Here is a 23,177-nt window from a genome sequence, read left to right on the forward strand (position 1 = left end):
CACCCCCTGTTGTGCTGAAATTCATCCTCAAGCGCCTCGGCAGCTCCCTCCTGGTGCTGTTCGGCGCGTCGATCCTGCTCTTCTTCCTCGTGGCCCACTCGGGTGACCCCCTCCAGGACCTGCGAGAGTCACAGAACCCCAACCGCGAGACCCTCATCGCCGCCCGCACCGCGTTCATGGGGCTGGACCAGCCCTGGTACGCCCGGTACTGGGACTGGCTCCAGGGCATCGGCGGCTGCGTCACCGGTCAGTGCGACCTCGGCCTCAGCCGAAACGGCCAGTCCGTCGCCGACCTGCTGAGCAACGCCGCGGCCTCCACGCTGCGCCTCGTGGTGCTCGCGACCGTCCTGGCGATCATCATCGGCATCGCGATCGGCATCGTCACCGCGATCCGCCAGTACTCCGGCCTCGACTACGTGGTCACGTTCCTGATCTTCCTCTTCTTCTCGCTGCCCGTGTTCTGGGCGGCCGTGCTCCTGAAGGAGTACATGGGGATCCGGTTCAACGACTGGATCCGCAGCCCCGAGCTGAACTGGCCCCTCCTCATCGGGGTCGCCGTCCTCGCGGGCCTGGTCCTGCAGGCCGTCATGGCGGGCGACCTCAGGCGGCGCGCCTTCACGTTCGGCGCCACCGCCGCGTTCATCCTCCTCGCCGGCTGGGTGCTGTTCGCCGTCGACTTCTGGCGGCATCCGCAGATGGGCCCGGTCGTGCAGCTGGTCATCGGCCTGGCCGCCGCCGTCGGCGCCACCGCGGTGATCTCCGGTCTGCGCAACCGGTCGGTCCTCAAGGCCGCTCTGGTCACGGTCGCGATCGGCCTCGTCGCCTACTACGCCACCTACGGCCTGCTGTGGCGGACGCCGTCCGCACTGCTGCTGGCCGGCCTCGGCGTCATCCTCGTGCTGGTGGCCATCCTGGTGGGCCGGCTGCTCGGCGGCTTCTCCAAGGGCTCGGCCGTGTCTGCCTCGCTGGTGACCGCCCTGATCATGGGCGTGGCGATCGTGGCGGAACACCTGATGAACTACTGGCCGACCTTCCTGAAGGTCAAGCCGCGCCCGATCTCCACGATCGGCTCGGGCACCCCGAACCTGGACGCCCACTTCTGGGTGGTGTTCCTGGACCGCGGTGCGCAGCTTCTGCTGCCCACCATCCTGCTGACCATCATCTCGGTGGCCACGTACTCGCGGTACACGCGCTCTTCCATGCTCGAGGTCTCGCGCCAGGACTACATCCGCACCGCGCGCGCCAAGGGCCTGCCGGAGCGCCAGGTGATCCTGAAGCATGCGTTCCGCAACTCCCTGATCCCCATCACCACGATCATGGCCTTCGACTTCGCCGGCCTGATCGGCGGCGCCGTGATCACGGAGCAGGTGTTCGGCTGGAAGGGGATGGGCGAGCTGTTCGCCACCGGCCTGCGCGACGTGGACCCCATGCCCGTGATGGCGTTCTTCCTCGTGACGGGCACCGCCGCCGTGCTGATGAACCTCGTGGCGGACGTGCTCTACGCCGTCCTCGACCCCCGGATTCGAGTGTGAGCCAGATGACCACCAACAACTCCTCGATGACGGGCGCGCAGCTCGACGAGAAGCAGATCTTCGACCTTGCGGAGGCGGAGGACGCCAAGCTCCGCGCCAAGGCCGGGAAGTCCTACTCCCAGGGCGCCCTGGTCCGCAAGCGGTTCTTCCGCCACAGGGCGGCGATGATCTCCCTGATCGTGCTGGTCTTCATCACGCTGATGGCGTTCTCCTCCATCGGCTTCGCCGGCATCCCCGGCTGGTGGGACAAGTCCTACACGGCCGCGGCCTCCGTGGTGAACGGCGGTCGCCCGACGCTGTCGGTCGTGCCGCAGGCCTTCGGGGGCGAGGGCCTCCGCTGGGGCGAGCACCCCTTCGGCCAGGACACCACGGGCAAGGACTACTTCGCCCTCGTGATGCGCGGGACCCAGCAGTCCATGATCATCGCGGCCATCGTGGGCCTGCTCTCCACCGTGATCGGCGCGATCGTCGGCGCCGTGTCCGGGTACTTCGGCGGCTGGGTCGACTCCCTGCTCATGCGCCTGACCGACCTGATCATCGTCATCCCGCTGCTCGTGCTCGCCGCGGTGCTCGGCCAGATGGCCAGCGGCATGAAGATGGGCATCCTCCCGCTCGCGGTGGTGCTCGGCCTCGTGTCCTGGACGTCCCTGGCCCGCCTCGTGCGCGGCGAGGTCCTGTCCCTGCGCGAGAAGGAGTTCGTGGCGGCCGCCGTCGCCATGGGCGCCAAGCCGGGCCGCCTGATCTTCAAGCACCTGCTGCCCAACACGATCGGCGTGATCGTCGTGAACGCGACGTTCGCGATCGCGGGCGCGGTGCTGCTGGAGACCTCGCTGTCCTTCCTCGGCTTCGGCGTGAAGGCGCCGGACTCGTCCCTGGGCCTGCTCATCTCCGACTACCAGAACGCGTTCACCACCCGTCCGTGGCTGTTCTGGTGGCCCGGCATGATCATCCTCGCGATCGCCCTGTCCGTGAACTTCCTCGGCGACGGCCTGCGCGACGCCTTCGACCCGCGCCAGGGCGCGGGCGCCCACCGCAGGCCCCGCTTCTTCGGCCGCCGCGCGGCCGCCACCGAGGCCGGTGCGACGACGGCGGGCGGTCTGGCCGCGGCCCCGACGGCCGGGCGGATCGAGGCCCCCGTGGAGGAGGCCGGCGGGTCCGCACGGATCTCCGACGCGGACGAGGACGGTCAGCGATGAGCGCGAACGACAAGAAAGGCCGATCCATGTTCGGCAAGAAGAACGAGAACGACGTGACCGCCGACGGGCAGGGCTCGCACGCGGCGTCGTCGGCAGACCTCGAGGCGCGCGGCGCCGCCGTGCCCGGCTCCTCCGGCGCCGGCGGCGTGCCTCCGGGCCCCGCGACGAGCGCGATGGGCGTCGTGGCCCGCCACGACGACCTGGGCGGCGAGCCGGTGCTCGCCTTCCGCGACGTGGACGTGAAGTTCGCGACCGAGTTCGGCGAGGTGCACGCGGTCAAGGGCGTGACGTTCGACGTCAAACCCGGCGAGGTCGTCGCCCTCGTGGGCGAGTCCGGCTCCGGCAAGTCCGTCACGAGCGCCACCGCCATGGGCCTGCTCCCGGGCAATGCGGACGTCACCGGCTCCGTGCAGCTGGCCGGCCGCGACGTGCTCACCATGACCCCGGGGCAGCTGCGCGACATCCGCGGCGACGAGGTGGCGATGGTGTTCCAGGAGCCCATGACGGCCCTGAACCCCGTCCTCACCGTGGGAGACCAGCTCACGGAGGCCCTCGAGCTGCACGGCATCGCCTACGGCACCGAGGCGGACAAGCGCGCCGTCGAGCTGCTCACCATGGTGGGCATCCCCGACGCCGCCACCCGGCTCAAGCAGTACCCCCACCAGTTCTCGGGCGGCCAGCGCCAGCGCATCGTCATCGCGATGGCGATCAGCTGCTCGCCGAAGGTGATCATCGCGGACGAGCCCACCACGGCGCTCGACGTGACGGTCCAGGCCGAGATCCTGGAGCTGCTGCGCTCCCTGAAGAACAAGATGAACACCGGCATCCTGCTCATCACGCACAACATGGGCGTGGTGGCGGACATGGCGGACCGGGTGTGCGTGATGCTCCACGGCGAGCTCGTGGAGCAGGGCTCGGTGCACCAGGTGCTCCAGCACGCCCGACACCCGTACACCCAGAAGCTGCTCGCGGCGGTGCCGCGCCTCGGCGAGCCCCTCCAGGTGGCGGAGCCGGAGCCGGTCACGGCCACGCAGACGCACGCCCGGTACGCGATCGAGGCGGAGAACCTCCACCTCGAGTACGACCACCGCGGCAAGAAGAACCGCGTGGTCCACGACGTCAGCTTCCAGGTGGCCCCGGGCGAGATCCTGGGCCTGGTGGGCGAGTCCGGCTCGGGCAAGTCCACCATCGCCAAGTCGGTGCTCGGCCTGCTCACCATCGCGGAGGGCTCTCTGCGCATCCAGGGCCACGACCTGGCGACGATGCCCAAGGCCCAGCAGCGCGCCCTGCGCAAGAACATCGGCGTGGTCTTCCAGGACCCGGCGGCCTCGCTGGACCCGCGGTTCCCGATCGGCGACATCATCACCGAGCCGATGGTCGTGCACAAGGTGGGGGACCGGCGCTCGCGCCTGGCCCGCGCCGAGGAGCTGCTGGACGCGGTGCGTCTGCCGCGCTCCGTGGTGAACCGGTACCCGCACGAGCTCTCCGGCGGTCAGCGCCAGCGCATCTCGATCGCCCGCGCCCTGACCCTGGACCCCCAGGTGCTCATCGCGGACGAGCCGACCTCGGCCCTGGACGTGTCCGTCCAGGCCGCCGTGCTGGACATGTTCGCGGAGCTGCAGCAGCGCTACGAGTTCGCGTGCCTGTTCGTGTCCCACGACCTCGCGGTGGTGGACATGCTGGCCCACAAGGTGCTCGTCCTCAAGGACGGCCGCCAGGTGGAGCAGGGCCCCACGGAGGAGGTGCTTCACCGTCCGAAGGAGGAGTACACCCGTCGCCTCCTGGCGGCGGCGCCCGTGCCGGATCCGGACCAGCAGGCGGAGCGTCGCCAGGAGCGCCGCGAATTCCTCGCCTCCCTCGGCGAGGGCGTCTACTGACCGCTCGGGCCCACCGGCCCGCCTGTCCACGGCGGCCCCTGCGCGTACAATCGCACGGGGGCCGCCGTCGGCGTGTGCCTCCACCCCTTTGATGTCGAACCGGACAGGACGCCCATGACCTCGACCGAAACCCGCCGCTCCGATCTGCGCAACGTGGCCATCGTGGCCCACGTGGACCATGGCAAGACCACGTTGGTGGACGCCATGCTGCGCCAGACCGGTGCCTTCAACACGCACGGCGACGTCGCCGAGCGGGTCATGGACTCCGGGGACCTGGAGAAGGAGAAGGGGATCACGATCCTCGCCAAGAACACCACGGTGTTCTACTCCGGCCCGTCCGCCCCCGAGGGCGAGACCGTCACCATCAACGTGATCGACACCCCCGGCCACGCCGACTTCGGCGGCGAGGTGGAGCGCGGCCTGTCCATGGTGGACGGCGTCGTGCTCCTCGTGGACTCCTCCGAGGGCCCGCTGCCCCAGACCCGCTTCGTGCTCCGCAAGGCCCTCGCGGCCAAGCTGCCCGTGATCCTTGTGGTCAACAAGACGGACCGCCCCGACGCGCGCATCGACGGGGTCGTCTCCGACTCCATGGACCTGCTGCTCGGCCTGGCCTCGGACCTGGCCGAGGAGGACCCGGACCTGGACCTCGACTCGGTGCTGGACGTCCCCGTCGTCTACGCCTCGGGCAAGGCCGGCCGCGCCTCCCTGACCCAGCCCGCCGACGGCGCCCTGCCGGAGGCCGAGGACCTCGAGGCCCTCTTCAACGTGATCATGGAGCACATCCCGGCCCCGTCCTACACCGAGGGCGAGGTCCTCCAGGCGCACGTCACCAACCTGGACGCCTCCCCGTTCCTCGGCCGCCTCGCGCTGCTGCGCATCTTCAACGGCACCCTTCGCAAGGGCCAGCAGGTCGCGTGGGCCCGCCAGGACGGCGCCCTGAAGACCGTGAAGATCACCGAGCTGCTGGCCACCAAGGGCCTCGGGCGCGTGCCCGCGGAGGAGGCCGGCCCGGGCGAGATCGTCGCCGTCGCCGGCATCGAGGACATCATGATCGGCGAGACCCTCACCGACGCGGAGAACCCGAAGCCGCTGCCGCTGATCACGGTGGACGACCCGGCCATCTCCATGACCGTGGGCATCAACACCTCCCCGCTGGCCGGCCGCGTCAAGGGCGCCAAGGTCACGGCCCGCCAGGTGAAGGACCGCCTGGACAAGGAGCTGATCGGCAACGTCTCGCTCAAGGTGCTCCCCACCGAACGCCCGGATGCGTGGGAGGTGCAGGGCCGCGGCGAGCTCGCCCTGGCCATCCTCGTGGAGCAGATGCGCCGCGAGGGCTTCGAGCTCACCGTGGGCAAGCCGCAGGTGGTCACCCGGACCGTGGACGGCAAGGTCCACGAGCCGATGGAGCGCATGACCATCGACATCCCCGAGGAGTTCATGGGCGCGGTCACGCAGCTCATGGCCGCCCGCAAGGGCCGCATGCAGGAGATGTCCAACCACGGCACGGGCTGGATCCGCATGGAGTTCCTGGTCCCGGCCCGCGGTCTGATCGGGTTCCGCACCCGCTTCCTCACCGAGACCCGCGGCGCAGGCATCGCCTCCTCCTACGCGGCCGGCTACGAGCCGTGGACCGGTGAGATCGAGTACCGCACCAACGGCTCCCTCGTGGCCGACCGGGCGGGCACCGCCACGCCGTTCGCCATGATCAACCTGCAGGAGCGCGGCACCTTCTTCGTGCAGCCGGGCGCTGAGGTGTACGAGGGCATGATCGTGGGCGAGAACTCGCGCGCCGACGACATGGACGTGAACATCACCAAGGAGAAGAAGCTCACCAACATGCGTGCGGCCTCCTCCGAGTCGTTCGAGGGCCTGACGCCCCCGCGCCGGCTCACCCTCGAGGAGTCCCTCGAGTTCGCCCGCGAGGACGAGTGCGTGGAGATCACCCCCGAGGACATCCGCATCCGCAAGGTCGTCCTGGACGCCAATGAGCGCCTGAAGGCCGCGCGCGCCCGCGCCCGTGCCTGAGCGTCCCCGCCGCCGCGCCCGGCCCGCCGACGTGGTGGGCGGGGCGTTGCTCGGCGTCGTCGCCGGCGCGCTCGGCACCGCCGTCCATCTGAACCTGGCCTCCCTGCCGGGCGGCTGGACCCTGCCCTGGGGTGCGGTGCTGGCGCTTGTGCTCGTGGGCTCGACACAGCGCTGGTGGATGGTCCGACGCGCGGGCCGCGGCGGGCGCGCCCTGCCGGCGGGGGCCGCGGTCGTCGCCGGCGCGTTCACCGCCGTCCTGGCCCTGCAGCGCCTGCCGGTGGACGACGCCCTGGGGTTGTCCTGGACGGCCGGCCTGTGGGCGGCGGCGCCGGGCGCCGTCGTCGCCTCCGTGGCCTGGAACGTCGGCCAGCCGGTGCTCGGTATGGTCCTGTTGGCCGCGGGCCGGCGGCTGGACCGCCGACCCGCGGAGGCCGCCGAGGCCGCCACGCGCCCCCGCCGGGCCACTGTGACCGCCCGCGAAACGCGTCCGGGGGAGCGAGTACCCTGGACCGCAGCCCCGCAACCCCGTGCCCAGAGAGAGGTGGACGGTCAGCCATGACCTACGTGATCGCGTTGCCGTGTGTGGACGTCAAGGACAAGGCGTGCATCGACGAATGCCCCGTGGACTGCATCTACGAGGGTGAGCGCATGCTCTACATCCACCCGGACGAGTGCGTCGACTGCGGTGCGTGCGAGCCGGTGTGCCCCGTCGAGGCCATCTACTATGAGGACGACACCCCCGACGAGTGGGCCGAGTACTACAAGGCCAACGTCGAGTTCTTCGACGACCTGGGCTCCCCGGGCGGCGCCGCCAAGCTGGGCATGATCGCCAAGGACCACCCGATCATCTCCGCCCTGCCCCTGCAGAACGCCGACGCCTGAGCCCCATGCTGACGCTGCCGGACTACCCGTGGGACACGCTCACCCCCTACCGTGAGCGTGCCGCCGCCCACCCGGACGGCGTCGCGGACCTGTCCATCGGAACGCCGGTGGATCCGACGCCGGCGCTGATCCGCCGGGCCCTGACCGAGGCCGCCGACGCGCACGGCTACCCGACGACGCACGGCACGGACGCCCTGCGCCGCGCGGTCGTCGACTGGTACGCCCGGCGCCGCGGGGTGTCCGGGCTGGACCCGGCGGCCGTGGTGCCCACGGTCGGGTCCAAGGAGTTCATCGCGTGGCTGCCCACGCTGCTCGGGCTCGGCGCAGGCGACGTCGTCGTCCACCCCGAGGCCGCCTACCCCACCTATGCGGTGGGCGCGCTGCTGGCCGGGGCGGAGGCCGTGGCCGCGGACGGCCTCGACGCGCTGGCGCCCGAGGTGCGTGAGCGGGTGCGCCTCGTGTGGACCAACTCGCCGGCCAACCCCACCGGTGCCGTGCTGGACGCCGCGGCGCTGCGCCGCACGGTCGACGCCGCCCGTGGCGTGGGCGCCGTGGTGTGCGGGGACGAGTGCTACGCCGAGCTCGGCTGGGACGCGTGGGACGGGGCCGTCGTGCCCTGCATCCTGTCCGACGAGGTCTCCGGCGGCGACCTGACGGGCCTGCTGAGCGTCTACTCGCTGTCCAAGCAGTCCAATCTCGCCGGCTACCGCGCCGCGTTCGCCGCGGGGGATCCGGAGCTCGTGGCGACCCTGGTCAACACCCGCAAGCACGCGGGCATGATCGTGCCCGCCCCGGTGCAGCACGCGATGGCCGTGGCCCTGGCCGACGACGCGCACGTCGCGGAGCAGAAGGACCGCTACCGCCGCCGTCGGGACGCGCTGCGCACCGCGCTGGAGGCCTCCGGCCACACGGTGGACCACTCCGAGGCGGGGCTGTACCTGTGGACCCGGCGGGCGGACCTGGACCCGGCCGACGCCACGGCGCAGGACTCGTGGGATCTGCTGGGCGACCTGGCGGACCTGGGCATCATCGCCGGGCCCGGCGTGTTCTACGGTGCCGGCGGCGACGGCTACGTCCGCGTGGCGATCACCGCCACGGACGAGGCGGTCGCCCGGGCCGCGGCGAGACTCACGGCCCGCGGGCCGCGGACTGGCTGAGCCGGGGTCGGGGGCCGTCGTCGGGGGAAGCGACCGCGCGTCCCGGGCCGGTCCTTGATAGTTTGGAGCAGAGTCGTCCCCGCGTGGGCGCGCCCACATCGGCGTGCGAACCCGGGCCATCGAGAAGACAAGACGAGGGAGCACACCCGTGACCCATCACGAGTCCGTCCGGCTGACCGTCGGCGAGCAGAGCCTGGACCTGGGCGTCGAGTACGCCACAGAGGGCAACAACGGCATCAACATCGCCCCGCTCCTGAAGGAGACCGGCGACGTCACCTACGACCCGGGCTTCATGAACACGGCGAACGCCAAGTCGGCCGTCACGTACATCGACGGCGACCAGGGCATCCTGCGCTACCGCGGCTACGCCATCGAGGACCTCGCCGAGCACTCCTCCTTCATGGAGGTGGCCTACCTGCTGATCTACGGCGAGCTGCCCGAGTCCAAGGAGACCCTGGAGGCCTGGGAGACCAACATCCTGCGCCACAACATGGTGCACGAGGACCTCAAGCTGTTCTTCAACGGCTTCCCGCGGGACGCGCACCCCATGCCGGTGCTGTCCTCCTCCGTGTCCGGGCTGTCCACGTTCTACCCGGACTCCCTGGACCCGCACGATCCGGAGCAGGTCCACATCTCCACCGTGCGTCTGCTGGGCAAGCTGCCGGTGCTGGCCTCCTACGCGTTCAAGAAGTCACTGGGCCAGCCGTTCATGTACCCGCACAACTCGCTGAACTACGTGGAGAACTTCCTCCGCCTGTGCTTCGGCGTGCCGGCCGAGGAATACGACATCGACCCGGACGTGGTCAAGGCCCTCGACCTGCTGCTCATGCTGCACGCGGACCACGAGCAGAACGCCTCCACCTCGACGGTGCGCCTGGTCGGCTCCACCCAGGCCAACCTGTTCGCCTCGGTGTCCGCCGGCATCAACGCCCTCTACGGCCCGCTGCACGGTGGCGCCAACGAGGCCGTGCTGAACATGCTCCGGAAGATCAAGTCGGAGGGCATCACGCCCGAGGACTTCATGGAGAAGGTGAAGAACAAGGAGGACGGCGTCCGTCTGATGGGCTTCGGGCACCGCGTGTACAAGAACTACGACCCGCGGGCCAAGATCATCAAGAAGACCGCCGAGGACATCCTGGGCAAGATGGGCGGCAACGACGAGCTGCTGGAGATCGCCCAGCGTCTCGAGGAGAAGGCCCTCGCCGACGACTACTTCGTGGAGCGCAAGCTCTACCCGAACGTCGACTTCTACACCGGCGTGATCTACAAGGCCATGGGCTTCCCGGAGAAGATGTTCACCGTCCTCTTCGCCCTGGGCCGCCTGCCCGGCTGGATCGCCCAGTGGCGCGAGCTCATGGAGGACCCGGCCACCAAGATCGGCCGCCCGCGCCAGATCTACGTGGGCGAGCAGCTGCGCCAGTACCCGCAGCGCTGACCCGGGGGCGCTGACCCTGCGTTTGGGGGCGGTTTCGGGTGGTATTCCGACGGAATACCACCCGAAACCGCCCCCAATGCGTTCGCCGGAGCGTGCTTACGTCGAGGCGGAGGGGCCGAGGCGGCGTCGGACCACCGCGACGACGCCACGGAAGTCCTCGCGCCCATCCGCCCAGGTGACGCGGAGCGTCGTCCAGCCGCGCGCCTGGCCGTAGCGGTCCCGGCGGGCGTCGCGCGCCTGCTGCTCCCGCGTGCGGTGCCCGGCACCGTCGTACTGCAGGGCCAGGCGCACGTGGCGGTAGGCGAGGTCGGCCACGGGGGAGAGGGGGTCCTCGGGTTCGAGCGCGGCCTGCAGCCCCGGCTCCGGCAGCCCGCCGGCCACGAGGGCGAGGCGCAGGCGGGTCTCGGGCGGCGAGTCCGCCCCGACGCGAACGGAATCCAGCGCCTCCCGGGCGGCCGGGCGGCCGTGGAAGCGTCCGGACGCGTGCAGCGCCGACCGCAGCGCGGCGATCGTGGTGGCCGGATCCGTCCGGCCCGCGGGCGTCCACGGGTGCCGGACGGCGTGGTCCCCGGCGGCCACGAGGTCCTCGAACGTCCACGGGGGAGTCAGGGAGCACAGGTCCAGCCAGGTGCGATCGACCGTGGTGACGCGCAGGCCGTGCACGTGCGTGACGAACTCGGGCGCCAGCGGCCGCCGGTGGTCCATCAGACCAGCCCGCCGGACGCGTCGTGTCCCCCGGGCCACGGTGAGGTGCACCGGCGGGTCGGCCTCGAGCTCGCCGGTCGCCGGGTCGCGCCGCCGCCAGGCTCGCGCGGGCATCGGCAGGCCGTGCAGGTGGGCCGCGGTCTCGTGGGAGAGGACGGCATCCGGGCGTCGGCGCAGGAGCGCGGCGAGGTGATCGGGGGAGAAGCCGTGCCCGGGCTCGGGCAGGCCCAGGTCGGCCCAGCCCGTGCCAGGGCGTGCCCGCTGCCGGTGGAAGCCCTGTCCGACCCGCTCCAGGTCCGACCGGCGGGCGCGGTCGGGCGGCAGCCCCAGTCGGGCCAGGTCCGTGGCCAACAGGACGGCGGGCTGGTCGGGCGGCAGAGGAATGACGACGCGCGGCATGCACCCATCGGACGACGCCGGCGAGGCGCCCGGGGCGCGCTGGCCGCGGCACGGGGATGACGCGCGGGGCGGGCGCTGCTGTGCAGGAGCCGACGGCCCGCGCCGCGTGCCGCCGTCGTCGCCCCGCCCCCGGACCGCCGTGGAGCTCCGGGGGCGATAGCCGGCGTTATCCCGGCGGGATACCACCGGAAATCGCCCCCCAACGCGGCGGGGAACGGGGAGGGGAGGGAAGAGCCGCGGGCCGGGCGCAACGGGTCAGTTCGCGTGCAGCGCAGCGTTCAGTTCGACGGTCCGGCCGGCGCGGGGGAGGGCCTCGACCCGGCCCGTGGTGGAGTTGCGGCGGAACAGCAGGTTCGGCACGCCGGAGAGGTCCACGGCCTTCACGGTCCGCGCCGCCTCGCCGTCCTGGAGCACGCTCACGCGCGTGCCCGCGGTGACGTACAGACCGGCCTCGACCACGCAGTCGTCGCCGACGGAGATGCCCACGCCGGAGTTCGCGCCGAGCAGCACGTGCTCGCCGATCACGATCCGCTGGGTGCCGCCGCCGGAGAGCGTGCCCATGATGGACGCGCCGCCTCCGACGTCGGACCCGTCGCCCACCACGACGCCGGCCGAGATCCGGCCCTCCACCATCGAGTGCCCCAGGGTGCCCGCGTTGAAGTTGACGAAGCCCTCGTGCATCACGGTCGTCCCCTCGGCCAGGTGGGCGCCCAGGCGCACCCGGTCCGCGTCGCCGATGCGCACCCCGGAGGGCACGACGTAGTCCGTCATGCGCGGGAACTTGTCCACGCCGTACACCTGCACGGCGCCGCGGGCACGCAGCCTCGCCCGCGTCAGCTCGAAGTCGGCGACCGCGCAGGGTCCGTGGTTCGTCCACACCACGTTGGTGAGCAGCCCGAAGACGCCGTCGAGGTTGAGCTCGTTCGGCCGCGCCAGGCGGTGCGAGAGGGCGTGCAGGCGCAGCCACGCGTCCGCGGTGGAGGCCGGGGCGGCGTCCAGGTCGACTTCCAGCTCGACGACGGCCTGCGTGGTCCCGCGGTCCGCGTCGTCCGCGGCGAGGGCGCGCAGGGTGTCGCGCAGCGAGGCGTCCGCAGCGGAGAGCGGGCCGGCCCCGGGGGCGGGGAACCACACGTCCAGGACGGCGCCGTCGGCGGCCGTGGTGGCCAGGCCGTGGCCGGAGACGAGACGGGGGAGGGCTGCTGTGCGTCGGTCTGGGTCATGCGCCTCAGCCTACTGAGCGGCCGGGGCCCGCTGCAGGGCGGCGAGAGGCCCGTCCGTAGACTGGACACATGAGTCTCACCCCCGTGCCCCTGCCCGACCTCGCCGATCCGGACCTCGACGTCGCGGCGCTCACCGCCATCCTGCTGGACGTGCGCTCCGTCTCGGGGGAGGAGGGGCCGCTGGCCGACGCCGTCGAGCAGGCCCTGCGCGCCCTCGGCGGCCTCGAGGTGCGGCGGTTCGGCGACGCCGTCGTCGCCCGCACCGCTCTGGGGCGGCCGACCCGCGTGATCCTCGCCGGGCACCTGGACACGGTGCCCCTGCCCACCGTGCCGGGCTCGCGCGGGACCGTGCCCTCGGCGTGGGACGGGGACGTGCTGTACGGCCGCGGGGCCGTGGACATGAAGTCCGGCGTCGCCGTGCAGCTGGCCCTGGCCGGCCGCTTCGGCCGCGCGGACGGCCCGACCCCCGTGCACGACGTCACGTGGGTGTTCTACGACCACGAGGAGGTCTCCTCGGACCTCTCGGGCCTCGCCCGCGTGGCCCGCCAGGCCCCCGAGCTGCTGGAGGGCGACTTCGCGGTGCTGCTCGAGCCGACCGACGGCGTCGTGGAGGGCGGCTGCAACGGCACGTGCCGGTACCGCGTCACCTTCTCCGGTGTCGCGGCGCACTCGGGCCGCGCCTGGCGCGGCGACAACGCGATCCACAAGCTGGCCCCCGTGCTCACCGCCCTGGCGGCGTACGAGCCGGCCACGGTCACGGTGGAGGGCCTGGAGTACCGCGAGGGGCTGCACGCGATCCGCGTGGCCGGCGGCGTCGCGGGCAACGTCATCCCGGACGAGGCGTCCGTGGACCTGAACTACCGGTTCGCTCCGGACAAGACCCTCGAGCAGGCTCACGCGCACGTGCGCGCGGTGCTGGAGGGGGCCGGCGTGGACTGGGACGCCCAGGTGCGGATCGACGACGCCTCGCCCGCCGCCCGCCCCGGTCTGGACCGACCGGCCGCCGCCGCGTTCGTCGCCGCCGTCGGGGGAGAGCCCCAGCCCAAGTACGGGTGGACGGACGTGGCCCGGTTCTCCCAGCTGGGCGTGCCCGCGGTCAACTTCGGCCCCGGAGACGCCCTGCTGGCCCACACGGACGACGAGCACGTGTCCCGCGAGGCGGTCCACGCGTGCCTCGCGGCGCTCACGGCCTGGCTGGCCGGCTGACCCGACGACGTCGGCCGGTGCCAGCCGCCCGACCCGCGGGCCCGCCTCGCCCGCCGCCCGGTCAGCCCGCTGTGTCCGTGGGCGCCCCGACGCGCGGGGTCGTGGGGGCGCTGGCGTCGCCGGCCGTCCGCGACGACAGCCGCCGCGAGAGCCGGGTGGCCGCCCAGGTGAGGAGGAAGTTGATCACGATGAAGATCATCGCGGCCACCACGAGGGACTGCAGGATGTTGCCGTTGCCGGAGCCGAGCTGGCGGGCGTAATGCAGGAGTTCGAAGAAGCCGATGAGGTAGCCCAGCGCCGAGTCCTTGAGGATCACCACGAACTGGCTCAGCAGCGACGGCAGCATGGCGATGAGGGCCTGGGGCACCTCCACGAGCCGCAGGGACTGGGTGCTCGTCATGCCCACCGCCGCGGCCGCCTCGCGCTGGCCGCGCGGCAGCGAGCGCACCCCGGAGCGCACCAGCTCCGCGATCACGGACCCGTTGTACAGGGTCAGCGCCGCGATCACCGCGTAGTACGGGCCGTCCTGGGGCTGGATCGCCCCGGAGCGCGCGACCTGTGCGAACAGCTGGTAGAAGAACACCATCATCACGAGCACCGGCACGGCCCGGAAGAACTCCACGACGACGGCGGCCAGCCAGCGCACCGGGCCGACCGGGGCCAGCCGCAGGAAGCCGAACACCAGGCCGAACACCACGGAGGAGACCACGGCGATGCCCGCGGACTGCAGGGTGAACTGCAGGCCCGGCAGGTAATAGTTCCGCCACGCGTTGCCGTCGACGGCGGCCAGCCAGCGGCGGCCGGAGAGCTGGCCGGTGGCGTTCATCTGGATCAGCACGAGCACCGCCACGACCAACACCGCGGCGAGGGAGACGAGGTTGGCGAGGAGGATCCGCCGGCGGGCGATCGGACCCGGGGCGTCGAAGAGGACGGAGGCCTGGGCACTCATCGGGCCACCGCCCACTTCTCCGAGGCCCACGTGGTCAGCAGGCCGATGGGGATGACGATCAGGCAGAAGCCGATCGCGAAGGTCAGGAAGATCGCCACCATCAAGTCCGGGCTGAACTCGATCATGCGCTTCATCAGGCCCGAGGCCTCCGCCACCGACGCCGCGGCGGCGACGGTGGTGTTCTTGGTCAGCGCGATCACGGTGTTGCCCAGCGGGGTGATGGCCCCGCGCAGCGCCTGGGGCAGAATCACGTGGCGGGCCGCGGGCAGGAAGCCCAGGCCGATGGAGCGGGCGGCCTCGGCCTGCCCGAGCGGGACGGTGTTGACGCCGGAGCGGATCGCCTCGCACATGAACGCCGCGTGGTAGAGCGAGAGGGCGATCACGGCGTAGATGAAGAAGTTCAGCGTGAAGTCGGACGAGAAGCTGATCTTCAGCTGTCCCCAGACGGCGAGCACGCCGAGCAGCATGATGATCGTGAGCGGGGTGTTGCGGACCACGTTGACGTAGCCGGCGCCGAGGGCGCGCAGCGAGGGGACGGGCGAGATGCGGAACAGGGCGAGCACCACGCCGAGGACGAACGAGCCGAGGGTCGCGAGGAACGCGAGCCTGATGTTCGTCCAGAACGCGAGCGGGATGTCCGCGCCGTAGTCCGCGAGGAGCGAGGAGATCGATTCCATGACTTCTCCGAGGGTCGGGACAAGGCTGACGGGCAGGGGAGCCGCCGGGCGGGCCGAGGGTGACGGTTCAGGTCACGTCCCAGGCCCACCCGGCGGCGCAGGTCGTCAGGCGCAGGGCTCGAACTCGGCGTCCTCGCCGGAGTTCAGCGTCTCGTCGTAGGTGTAACCCGTGCCCTCGGTGTTGGACTCGAGGGCCTTCTCCCACTCGCCGGAGTCCTTCATCTCCTTGATGGCTTCGTTGATGTCCTCGCACCGCTCCGAGTCCTTCGGCAGACCGACGCCGTAGCGCTCCGTGGTGAAGGTGTTGCCGACGACCTTGAACTTGCCCTTGTTGGCGTCGGCGGCGGCCAAGCCCGCGAGGATGATGTCGTCCGTGGTCACGGCGTCCACCTGGCCGGACTCGAGGTAGGTCACGCATTCGGCGTAGCCGCCCTGCTCCACCAGGTTCACGCCGGAGGCGAACTGGTCCTTGATCTTCTGGGCCGAGGTGGAGCCGGTGACGGAGCAGAGGTTCTTCCCCTCGAGGGACTCGGGGCCGGTGATCGCGGTGTCGTCCGCGCGGACCAGCAGGTCCTGGCCGGCCACGAAGTACGGGCCCGCGAAGTCGACGCGCTCCTTGCGGGCGTCCGTGATGGAGTACGTCGCGAAGATCATGTCGACCTCGCCGTTCTCCAGGGCGTTCTCCCGGTTCGCGGACGGGGTCTGGACCCACTCGATGTCCTTCTCGGCCACGCCGAGCTTGTCCGCCACGTAGCGGGCCACGTCCGTGTCGAAGCCGGTGGGCTGGGCCGAGCCCTCGCGGTAGCCCAGGCCCGGCTGGTCGAACTTGATGCCGATGCGCAGGCGCTCGCCGGAGCCGGACGACGTCGACTCGCCGGCCGAAGACGAGCCGGCGGCGTCGCCACCGCCGCCCTGCGACGAGGAGGGCGCGCAGGCGGTGAGGGACAGCGCGGCCGCGGCGGTGACGGCGGACAGGGTCAGGAGCTTCGTGCGGAGCATGGTGCTCTCCTCTGGTTCGGTGCGGATGGGGTGCGACGGGGGACGGGGTCAGTGCGCGAGGATCTTGCCCAGGAAGTCCTGGGCGCGCTCGTGTCGGGGGTTCGTGAAGAAGGTGTCGGGGTCGGTGTCCTCGAGGATGGCGCCGTCGGCCATGAAGACCACGCGGTCCCCGGCCTTGCGGGCGAAGCCCATCTCATGGGTGACCACGACCATGGTCATGCCGCCCTCGGCGAGCTGGACCATGACGTCGAGGACCTCCTGCACCATCTCGGGGTCGAGGGCGGAGGTCGGCTCGTCGAAGAGCAGGGCCTTCGGCTCCATCGCCAGGGCGCGGGCGATGGCCACGCGCTGCTGCTGCCCGCCGGAGAGCTGGGCCGGCATCTTCCTGGCCTGGGCGGCCACGCCCACGCGCTCGAGCAGCTCCATGGCGTGCCGCTCGGCGTCCGCCCGGCGCTTGCCCTTCACCTTGATGGGCCCGAGGGTCACGTTCTCCAGGATCGACTTGTGCGCGAAGAGGTTGAACGACTGGAAGACCATGCCGATCTCGGCGCGCAGCTGGGCGAGCTGCCTGCCCTCGGTGGGGAGCGGCCGTCCGTCGATCAGGATGCGGCCGCCGTCGTCGTCGATGGTCTCGAGCCGATTGATCGTGCGGCACAGCGTCGACTTGCCGGAGCCGGACGGGCCGAGGACGATCGCCACCTGGCCGCGCGGGATCCGCAGGTCGATCTGGCGGAGGGCGTGGAAGTCGCCGAAGTGCTTGTTGACGCCCTCGAGGACGATCAGGTCATCGCCCGCAGCACCGCGACGGCGCCGCACACCGGCCTCGTCGGGGAGGTGGGCGCCGTGGGGCTGCTCAGGCGTGATCTGCGTCATGCCAGTGGAATATAGCGCACGTCACATCCGGTGCGGTGCGCCGTGGGACGCCGGCCCTGGCGGCCCGCCGGCTCGTTAGGCTGGCGCCATGGCCCCAGACGAGCACCCCCTCGACGGCGACGTCGCCGAACCCGAGCACGTCCGCCGCGGCGGGCAGGTCCTGCGCGGAGAGGCGGAGCGCACCCCCACGTTCGACCAGCTCCTCCTCGACGGCCGGCAGCCCGGCGACGCGACCCAGCCCGCCGCCGACATCGCCTCGACGACGTCCGAGGCCTGGAGGGTGCTGCGCATCCAGGCGGAGTTCGTCGAGGGCTTCGGCACCCTCGCGGGGCTGGGTCCCGCGGTCTCCGTGTTCGGCTCGGCGCGCACGCCCGAGGGCAGCGCCGAGTACGCCCTGGCCCACGAGGTCGGGACCCGCCTGGCCCGGGCCGGGTACACGGTCATCACCGGTGGGGGGCCCGGCACCATGGCGGCCGCCAACCGTGGCGCCCACGAGGCCGGTGGAGAGTCCGTGGGCCTGGGCATCGAGCTGCCGTTCGAGACCGGTCTGAACCCCTGGGTGCACGTGGGGGTGGACTTCCGCTACTTCTTCGTCCGCAAGGTCATGTTCCTCAAGTACGCGCAGGGGTTCATCGTGCTGCCCGGCGGCCTCGGCACCCTGGACGAGCTCTTCGAGGCCCTCACCCTCGTGCAGACCGGCACCGTCACCCGCTTCCCCGTGGTCCTCGTGGACCGCGGCTTCTGGGGCCCGCTCGTGGACTGGATCCGCGGCACGCTCGTGGAGCGCGGCATGATCTCGCCCGAGGACCCGGACCTCGTCCAGCTCGTGGACACGGCCGAGGAGGCCGTCGCGTGCGTGCTCCGCTCGGCGGGGAGGGCCGACGCGTGAGCGGGCCGCAGGGGATCGTTCTCGTGGCCGTGCTCGTCGTCGTGCTGGCGGCCCTGGCCGCCGCCCTCGCGGGCCGGCTCACGCTCCGGGCCGACGACCCGGCCGGGCGGACGCCGGGGCACCCCGTGCTGCTGCCGGAGCGGCCGCGCGCGGCGGATGTCGACCTGCTGCGGTTGGCCGTCGCGGTGCCCGGCTACCAGCGGGACCAGGTGGACGCCGTCCTGCTGCGGCTGCGGGACGCCCTGGCGCAGCGCGAGGACGAGGTGACCGCCCTGCGGGCCCGGGTGGCCGAGCTCGAGGCCGCCGACCCGTCCCGGAGCGATCCGGCGGGGCGTGCCTGAGTCGCGGGCCGGGCTCGGTGCAGGCCATCGTTTGGCGCGAGCACGCGGAATCCGCGATAATGGTGATGTGACCGGCCTCGCGCACGCTCGCGTGCGGGGGCGCCGGAGGCGTCCGGACAGTGCCCGCTCCCGCGGTCGCCGGACGCCGTGACGGGAACATCATCCAGAAGGGAAGTCGCAATGGCCGCCATGAAGCCCCGCACCGGGGACGGTCCCATGGAAGTGACCAAGGAGGGGCGCAGCCTGATCATGCGCGTGCCGATCGACGGCGGCGGCCGTCTCGTGCTGGAGATCAACGCGGACGAGGCCCGCGAGCTCAAGGAGTGCCTCGAGGGCGTCATCCAGGCCTGAGCCCGGACCCCTTCGACGCGGACGCCCCGCGCACCGTCACGGTGCGCGGGGCGTCCGCGTCCCCGGCGACGCCGCGGATCAGCGGCGCACCGCGATCAGCACGCCCGTGCCGGAGGGGACGACGGCGGACAGCCAGTGCTCGTCCTCCCGGATGAGGCGGTCCACCGCCCGGGCGGACACGGTGGACTCGTCGCGCACGGCGGGCCGGGGAACGCGGTCGCCGTCGAGGGCGTCCACCACCACGAGCACGCCGCCGGGGGCGAGCATGCGCGCGGCCTGCTCGACGTCGAACTGACGTGCGGCCGGGTCCCCGTCCACCAGGACCATCTCATAGGCGCCGCTCGTGAGCCGGGGGAGGACGAGCCGGGAGCGCCCCGTGATCATGCGGGTGCGGCTCGTGGGCAGGCGGGCCTCCGAGAACGCCTCGCGGGCCGCGCGCTGTGCCTCCGCGTCCGGGTCCACGGTGGTGAGGACCGTGCGCTCGGGCAGACCGCGCATCAGGGCGAGACCCGAGACGCCGGCGCCCGTGCCCACCTCCACGACCGCCGCGGGGGCACGCGTGGCCGCCAGCACCGTCAACAGGGCCGCCGTCCCCTCACTCACCGGCGGCACCTCCAGCTCGGCGGCGCGCTCGCGGGCGCGCAGGACGACGTCGTCTTCGGTGGCCCGGCTCTCCGACCAGGCCCAGGACGCGTGCTTGACGGTGGGCTGGGGCTGCAGGGCGCTCATGGGTGACTCCGGGACGACGACGGCGGGACCTCGCCCGCGGCACGGGCGACGCGGGCCAGTGTACGGGCCGGCACGCGGCCGCGACCCAGTGTTCTCCCAGGAGGCGGGCCGATGATGGGACACGGCACGAACCGGCTCCCGCCGTGCGGGAGGCCGTTCGCCGGACCGAGGACGCGAGGACCGAGGAGGTGGCCGCATGGGACGTCGACACACCCAGCGCCACATGGACGCCTACCTCGAGGGCTCCCTCCCCGCCGCGTCCCGGGCGCGCATCGCCCGCCACCTGGACCGCTGCCCCGAGTGCCGCGCCACCGTCCAGGCCCGGGCCCGCGTGCTCGACGCCGCCCGCACGGTGCACCAGCGTCCGGCCGGCGCCGTCGTCGCCCCGGTGCTGCGCGCCCGCGGCGTCTCCGGCCGCCTTGTGGTGGGGCTGCTCACCTTCGTCGTCCTGCTCGGCGGGCTGTTCACCGCGGTCTGGGTGGCCGGCGCGCCCCGCACCGCGGCCGTGCGCACGGCCCCGACCCCGACGGACACCGTCGCCCTGCCGGCAGCCGGGACCGCGTCGACGGACCGGCGCGGCACCGTCGCGGAGCTGCGGGGTCAGGGCTGGACGGTGCCCTCCCTCGTGGGGGCCGGCCTGGAGCCGCTCACCGTCGACACCGCCCAGACGGCCGAGGACGTGGAGGTCGTCGTCGGCTGGGGCCGGGACGAGCCGACCGTGACCGTCCGTGAGTGCCGACCCCGGATCGTGGGAGCCACCCCGAAGGGCTGTGCCTCGACCGCGCCCTTGAGCACGGGGGTGCAGGAGCGTCGGCTGGCCGGCGGCGGCGTCTACCGGATCGTCCCGGCGGGGGAGCAGGACGGCTGGACGGCCGAGCTGACCACGCCGCAGGCCTCCTACCGCGTGGAGGCCAGCCTGCCGGACGAGCGCGCCGACGCGGTCCTCACCCACCTGCTGGTCTCCGAGCGGGCACGGGTGCTCGAGCTGGGCGGCGGAGACGCCGTCGAGGAGCGCCTGGAGCGAGGCCTCGAACGCATCGCGGACGCCGTGCCGCGCCCCCGCGGCTGAGCCGCCCCGCCCCCGCGGCTCCGGGCTGTGGGGCGGTGCCGCTCTAGTAGAGTTCGGAGGGTGTTTGGTATCAACGGCAGCGAGTTCATCATCTTGGCGGTGCTCGCGATCGTCATCCTCGGGCCGGAGAAGCTCCCCGAGTACACGCGCGCCTTCACCGACTGGCTGCGCGTCATGCGCGACAAGGCCGAGGGTGCCAAGGCGCAGTTCAAGGAGGAGACCGGCACGGACTTCGACGAGGTGGACTGGCGCAAGTACGACCCCCGCCAGTACGACCCGCGCCGCATCATCCGCGACGCGCTCCGCGAGCCCGCCGGCGGCTCGTCCACGCCCGCGTCCCGCGCGGCGCAGGCGACGGGCATCAGCGCCGAGGACGTGCACGGCGGCCTCACCCGCCAAGACCTGACGGACATGGATCCGCGCACGCTCTTCCGCCGCCCCGCCGGGGCCGGCAGCACCGCCGCCGCGGAGTCCGGCGCCGCCGCCGCACAGACCCGGTCGACCGAGCCCGCCGCGGGGGCGGCAGCCGTGGGCGGTGCCGCCGCAGCCCTGATGGCCTCCGGCCGCGCCGAGGCCCTCACCGAGGAGCGCCCTGCCGCCGTCGAGACCGAACCGGACCCCCTCGAGCTGCTCGGGCTGGCACCCGCCCCCTTCGACGTCGACGCGACCTGACGCCGTCGCGCGCGCCGGCCGGGGCGCCGGCACCCGAGGTCAGCGCGGGGTGACCGGAAGGCGCCGCCCGGCCAGCCCGCGCGGTCGCACGGCCACCCGCTGCGCGATCTGCGTCAGCGCCCGGCCCGCGGGGCTCTCCGGCGCGGACATCACCACGGGTTCGCCGGCGTCGCCGCCCGCGCGCAGCGCCGGGTCCAGGGGAACGGTGCCCAGCAGCGGCACCTGCGTGTCCAGCACCCCGGACAGCCGCTCCGCCACCTCGGCGCCGCCGCCGGTCCCGAACACATCCAGGACGGTGCCGTCTGGCAGGGTCATCGGCCCCATGTTCTCCACGACGCCGGCCACGGTCTGGCCCGTCTGCTCCGCCAGCTGACCGGCGCGCGCGGCCACCTGCGCGGCGGCGTGCTGCGGCGTGGTCACCACGAGCAGCTCCGAGGCGGGCAGCAGCTGCGCCGTCGAGATCGCGATGTCCCCGGTGCCCGGGGGCAGGTCCACGAGCAGGACGTCCAGGTCGCCCCAGTGCACATCCGTGACGAACTGCTCGAGCGCGCGGTGCAGCATCGGCCCGCGCCAGGCCACCGGCCGGTCCGCGTCGAGGAACATGCCGATTGAGATGACCTTCACGTCCCGCACCACGGGGGGCAGGATCATCCGGTCCAGCTTCGTCGGGGTGCCGGTCACGCCCAGGAGCCCGGGGATGGAGTAGCCGTGCACGTCCGCGTCGATCAGGCCGACGGCGAGCCCGCGCGCGGCGAGCGCGACCGCGAGGTTGGCCGTGACCGAGGACTTGCCCACGCCGCCCTTGCCCGAGGCCACCGCGAGGACGCGCGTGAGCGTCCCCTCCCCGAACGGGTTCGTCGGCCGAGTCGCGCGCAGGGCGTCCTGCAGCGCCAGGCGGCGCTCGGGCTCCATGACCCCGACGCGAACGTCCACGGATTCACAGCCGGGCACGACGGCGACGGCGGCGGCCACGTCCGTCTGGATCGTCCCGCGCAGGGGGCACGCGGCGATCGTGAGCAGGACCGCGACCTCGACGACGCCCGGGGCGGTCTCCACGACCGACTCCACCATGCCGAGGTCGGTGATCGGGCGGCGGATCTCGGGGTCCTGGACCGTGGCGAGCCGTTCCAGCACCCGGCGCTCGAGGTCGGTGCGGACCTCGGGCACGGGCAGGCCCAGGGCGCTCATCGGCCGCCCCCGTCCACCGGGCCCGCACCGTCGGCGGGACCGGCCGCCGGACCGGACCCCCCGGCCTCGCGGGCCTCCTGGGCCGCGAGGGTGGCGAGCGTGGTGGTCGTGGGCTCGGCGCCGGCGTCGCCGCGCCGCGCATCCCGGCCGCGGCCCTTGGTCTTCTTGTTCTTGCGGGGCTGGGCCTCGGCGCCCGGGAGGCCGGCGCGCAGCTCCTCCCGGATCTCCTCCCGGATCTCCTCCCGCAGCTCGGCGCGCAGCGCCTCGCGGAGGTCGTCCCTGAGGTCGTCCTGGACGCCGCGCAGCTCGCCGCGCACGAAGTCGCGCGTGGCGACCTCCTGGACGGCCAGCCGCAGACCGGCGATCTCGCGGGTGAGGAACTCGGTGTCGGCGAGGTTGCGCTCGGCGCGGTCACGGTCCTCGCGCAGCGCGACCCTGTCCCGGTCGTCCTGGCGGTTCTGCGCCAGCAGGAGCAAGGGGTGCGGCGTAGGACGCCTGGAGGGAGAGCATGAGCGTGAGCGCGGTGAAGCCGAGCTCGGCGGAGTCGAACCGCCACTCCATCGGGCCGAACGTGTTCCAGCCCAGCCAGGCGGCGCAGAACAGCGTCATCCAGACGAGGAACTGCGGGGTGCCCATGAAGCGGGCGATGCCCTCGGTGGCCTCGCCGAAGGCGTCCGGGTTCGGGGCCAGCCGGGGCACGCGGCGCCCGCTGGCGCTCAGCGGGGTGTCCAGGCCGGTGCCGCGGCCCGGGCGCAGGTCTCGCGCGGTCTGGGTCATGCTCACACCTCCGGTGTCGTGCGGCGGCG

Annotated in this window: 22 protein-coding genes and 1 pseudogene; 14 read left to right on the forward strand and 9 right to left on the reverse strand. The window is 72.7% G+C overall.

What is annotated here, in order from left to right:
- Positions 1-11: 11 nt before the first annotated feature.
- The 8 genes from POD19_RS07020 (at position 12) to POD19_RS07055 (ending at position 10,104) form a co-directional block, all read left to right on the forward strand.
- Positions 12-1,532 (forward strand): ABC transporter permease, encoded by a 1,521-nt coding sequence (locus POD19_RS07020; protein WP_036339165.1) that lies wholly within the window; start codon positions 12-14, stop codon positions 1,530-1,532.
- A 5-nt stretch (positions 1,533-1,537) separates the two neighbouring features.
- Positions 1,538-2,728 (forward strand): ABC transporter permease, encoded by a 1,191-nt coding sequence (locus POD19_RS07025; RefSeq protein ID WP_340309396.1) that lies wholly within the window; start codon positions 1,538-1,540, stop codon positions 2,726-2,728.
- The gene (locus tag POD19_RS07030) at positions 2,725-4,605 is read left to right on the forward strand and encodes an ABC transporter ATP-binding protein (protein WP_101965976.1); all 1,881 of its coding nucleotides are present in this window, start codon (positions 2,725-2,727) and stop codon (positions 4,603-4,605) included. Before POD19_RS07025 ends, POD19_RS07030 begins: the two co-directional genes overlap by 4 nt.
- 114 nt (positions 4,606-4,719) lie before the next feature.
- Complete coding sequence (gene typA, locus POD19_RS07035) at positions 4,720-6,630, forward strand: translational GTPase TypA (protein ID WP_036339171.1); 1,911 nt, start codon at positions 4,720-4,722, stop codon at positions 6,628-6,630.
- On the forward strand, positions 6,623-7,189 hold the full coding sequence (locus tag POD19_RS07040) for a hypothetical protein (protein WP_036316464.1): 567 nt from the start codon (positions 6,623-6,625) through the stop codon (positions 7,187-7,189). Before typA ends, POD19_RS07040 begins: the two co-directional genes overlap by 8 nt.
- Positions 7,186-7,512 carry a ferredoxin gene (gene fdxA, locus POD19_RS07045; RefSeq protein WP_002855160.1) on the forward strand — a complete coding sequence of 109 codons (327 nt, stop codon included), beginning with the start codon at positions 7,186-7,188 and terminating at the stop codon, positions 7,510-7,512. The genes POD19_RS07040 and fdxA overlap by 4 nt, the downstream gene beginning before the upstream one ends.
- A 5-nt stretch (positions 7,513-7,517) precedes the next feature.
- On the forward strand, positions 7,518-8,669 hold the full coding sequence (gene dapC / locus POD19_RS07050) for a succinyldiaminopimelate transaminase (protein ID WP_070708832.1): 1,152 nt from the start codon (positions 7,518-7,520) through the stop codon (positions 8,667-8,669).
- 148 nt (positions 8,670-8,817) lie between these two features.
- A complete protein-coding gene (locus POD19_RS07055; RefSeq protein WP_340309397.1) occupies positions 8,818-10,104 on the forward strand; it encodes a citrate synthase in 1,287 nt (428 codons plus the stop codon).
- A 96-nt stretch (positions 10,105-10,200) separates the two neighbouring features.
- Here the strand turns inward: POD19_RS07055 and POD19_RS07060 are convergent, their stop codons facing one another.
- Positions 10,201-11,208 carry a DUF559 domain-containing protein gene (locus POD19_RS07060; protein WP_340309398.1) on the reverse strand — a complete coding sequence of 336 codons (1,008 nt, stop codon included), beginning with the start codon at positions 11,206-11,208 and terminating at the stop codon, positions 10,201-10,203.
- A gap of 255 nt (positions 11,209-11,463) precedes the next feature.
- Entirely contained in the window at positions 11,464-12,345 is an 882-nt protein-coding gene (gene dapD / locus POD19_RS07065; RefSeq protein WP_445299766.1) for a 2,3,4,5-tetrahydropyridine-2,6-dicarboxylate N-succinyltransferase, read from the reverse strand.
- A gap of 152 nt (positions 12,346-12,497) precedes the next feature.
- Between dapD and dapE the strand changes: the two genes are divergently transcribed.
- Positions 12,498-13,634: a succinyl-diaminopimelate desuccinylase gene (gene dapE, locus POD19_RS07070; protein WP_069941892.1), complete on the forward strand. Its 1,137-nt coding sequence runs from the start codon at positions 12,498-12,500 to the stop codon at positions 13,632-13,634.
- Positions 13,635-13,695: 61 nt separating this feature from the next.
- On the opposite strand, the gene POD19_RS07075 is transcribed toward dapE, so the two are convergent.
- From POD19_RS07075 to POD19_RS07090, 4 genes are all read right to left on the reverse strand, one after another.
- The gene (locus POD19_RS07075) at positions 13,696-14,583 is read right to left on the reverse strand and encodes an amino acid ABC transporter permease (RefSeq protein WP_069941891.1); all 888 of its coding nucleotides are present in this window, start codon (positions 14,581-14,583) and stop codon (positions 13,696-13,698) included.
- Positions 14,580-15,260 carry an amino acid ABC transporter permease gene (locus tag POD19_RS07080; RefSeq protein WP_041105308.1) on the reverse strand — a complete coding sequence of 227 codons (681 nt, stop codon included), beginning with the start codon at positions 15,258-15,260 and terminating at the stop codon, positions 14,580-14,582. Before POD19_RS07080 ends, POD19_RS07075 begins: the two co-directional genes overlap by 4 nt.
- A 105-nt stretch (positions 15,261-15,365) precedes the next feature.
- On the reverse strand, positions 15,366-16,259 hold the full coding sequence (locus POD19_RS07085; RefSeq protein WP_060973724.1) for a glutamate ABC transporter substrate-binding protein: 894 nt from the start codon (positions 16,257-16,259) through the stop codon (positions 15,366-15,368).
- 48 nt (positions 16,260-16,307) lie between these two features.
- Positions 16,308-17,042 (reverse strand): amino acid ABC transporter ATP-binding protein, encoded by a 735-nt coding sequence (locus POD19_RS07090; protein ID WP_189338153.1) that lies wholly within the window; start codon positions 17,040-17,042, stop codon positions 16,308-16,310.
- Positions 17,043-17,220: 178 nt separating this feature from the next.
- Between POD19_RS07090 and POD19_RS07095 the strand changes: the two genes are divergently transcribed.
- From POD19_RS07095 to POD19_RS07105, 3 genes are all read left to right on the forward strand, one after another.
- Entirely contained in the window at positions 17,221-18,021 is an 801-nt protein-coding gene (locus POD19_RS07095; RefSeq protein WP_122054465.1) for an LOG family protein, read from the forward strand.
- Positions 18,018-18,362 carry a cell division protein DivIVA gene (locus POD19_RS07100; protein WP_122055030.1) on the forward strand — a complete coding sequence of 115 codons (345 nt, stop codon included), beginning with the start codon at positions 18,018-18,020 and terminating at the stop codon, positions 18,360-18,362. The genes POD19_RS07095 and POD19_RS07100 overlap by 4 nt, the downstream gene beginning before the upstream one ends.
- A 180-nt stretch (positions 18,363-18,542) precedes the next feature.
- Positions 18,543-18,713, forward strand: a complete 171-nt coding sequence (locus POD19_RS07105) for a DUF3117 domain-containing protein (RefSeq protein WP_002855133.1) — start codon at positions 18,543-18,545, stop codon at positions 18,711-18,713.
- A 78-nt stretch (positions 18,714-18,791) separates the two neighbouring features.
- On the opposite strand, the gene POD19_RS07110 is transcribed toward POD19_RS07105, so the two are convergent.
- Positions 18,792-19,442: an O-methyltransferase gene (locus POD19_RS07110; protein ID WP_069941889.1), complete on the reverse strand. Its 651-nt coding sequence runs from the start codon at positions 19,440-19,442 to the stop codon at positions 18,792-18,794.
- Between the two features lie 196 nt (positions 19,443-19,638).
- On the opposite strand from POD19_RS07110, the gene POD19_RS07115 reads away from it, so the two are divergent.
- Both POD19_RS07115 and POD19_RS07120 read left to right on the forward strand, forming a co-directional pair.
- Positions 19,639-20,511, forward strand: a complete 873-nt coding sequence (locus tag POD19_RS07115; protein ID WP_069941888.1) for an anti-sigma factor family protein — start codon at positions 19,639-19,641, stop codon at positions 20,509-20,511.
- A gap of 60 nt (positions 20,512-20,571) precedes the next feature.
- Complete coding sequence (locus tag POD19_RS07120) at positions 20,572-21,183, forward strand: preprotein translocase subunit TatA (protein WP_069941887.1); 612 nt, start codon at positions 20,572-20,574, stop codon at positions 21,181-21,183.
- Positions 21,184-21,222: 39 nt separating this feature from the next.
- Here POD19_RS07120 and POD19_RS07125 read toward each other — a convergent pair whose 3' ends face one another.
- Together POD19_RS07125 and POD19_RS07130 are read right to left on the reverse strand one after the other, a co-directional pair.
- On the reverse strand, positions 21,223-22,371 hold the full coding sequence (locus tag POD19_RS07125) for an Mrp/NBP35 family ATP-binding protein (protein ID WP_340309399.1): 1,149 nt from the start codon (positions 22,369-22,371) through the stop codon (positions 21,223-21,225).
- Positions 22,368-23,148: pseudogene (locus POD19_RS07130) on the reverse strand (DUF1003 domain-containing protein). The gene POD19_RS07125 and the pseudogene POD19_RS07130 overlap by 4 nt, the downstream one beginning before the upstream one ends.
- Between the last annotated feature and the right edge of the window lie 29 nt (positions 23,149-23,177).

This window comes from Micrococcus sp. GPGPB33 (genome assembly GCF_037853785.1).
GTDB lineage: Bacteria > Actinomycetota > Actinomycetes > Actinomycetales > Micrococcaceae > Micrococcus > Micrococcus luteus.

Bases quoted from the DNA above. Each gene is read 5' to 3' on its own strand.
- POD19_RS07025 (WP_340309396.1), top strand. From the start codon at position 1,538: ATGACCACCAACAACTCCTCGATGACGGGCGCGCAGCTCGACGAGAAG.
- POD19_RS07030 (WP_101965976.1), top strand. From the start codon at position 2,725: ATGAGCGCGAACGACAAGAAAGGCCGATCCATGTTCGGCAAGAAGAAC.
- typA (WP_036339171.1), top strand. From the start codon at position 4,720: ATGACCTCGACCGAAACCCGCCGCTCCGATCTGCGCAACGTGGCCATC.
- fdxA (WP_002855160.1), top strand. From the start codon at position 7,186: ATGACCTACGTGATCGCGTTGCCGTGTGTGGACGTCAAGGACAAGGCG.
- dapC (WP_070708832.1), top strand. From the start codon at position 7,518: ATGCTGACGCTGCCGGACTACCCGTGGGACACGCTCACCCCCTACCGT.
- POD19_RS07060 (WP_340309398.1), bottom strand. From the start codon at position 11,208: ATGCCGCGCGTCGTCATTCCTCTGCCGCCCGACCAGCCCGCCGTCCTG.
- dapE (WP_069941892.1), top strand. From the start codon at position 12,498: ATGAGTCTCACCCCCGTGCCCCTGCCCGACCTCGCCGATCCGGACCTC.
- POD19_RS07075 (WP_069941891.1), bottom strand. From the start codon at position 14,583: ATGAGTGCCCAGGCCTCCGTCCTCTTCGACGCCCCGGGTCCGATCGCC.
- POD19_RS07080 (WP_041105308.1), bottom strand. From the start codon at position 15,260: ATGGAATCGATCTCCTCGCTCCTCGCGGACTACGGCGCGGACATCCCG.
- POD19_RS07085 (WP_060973724.1), bottom strand. From the start codon at position 16,259: ATGCTCCGCACGAAGCTCCTGACCCTGTCCGCCGTCACCGCCGCGGCC.
- POD19_RS07095 (WP_122054465.1), top strand. From the start codon at position 17,221: ATGGCCCCAGACGAGCACCCCCTCGACGGCGACGTCGCCGAACCCGAG.
- POD19_RS07105 (WP_002855133.1), top strand. From the start codon at position 18,543: ATGGCCGCCATGAAGCCCCGCACCGGGGACGGTCCCATGGAAGTGACC.
- POD19_RS07110 (WP_069941889.1), bottom strand. From the start codon at position 19,442: ATGAGCGCCCTGCAGCCCCAGCCCACCGTCAAGCACGCGTCCTGGGCC.
- POD19_RS07115 (WP_069941888.1), top strand. From the start codon at position 19,639: ATGGGACGTCGACACACCCAGCGCCACATGGACGCCTACCTCGAGGGC.
- POD19_RS07125 (WP_340309399.1), bottom strand. From the start codon at position 22,371: ATGAGCGCCCTGGGCCTGCCCGTGCCCGAGGTCCGCACCGACCTCGAG.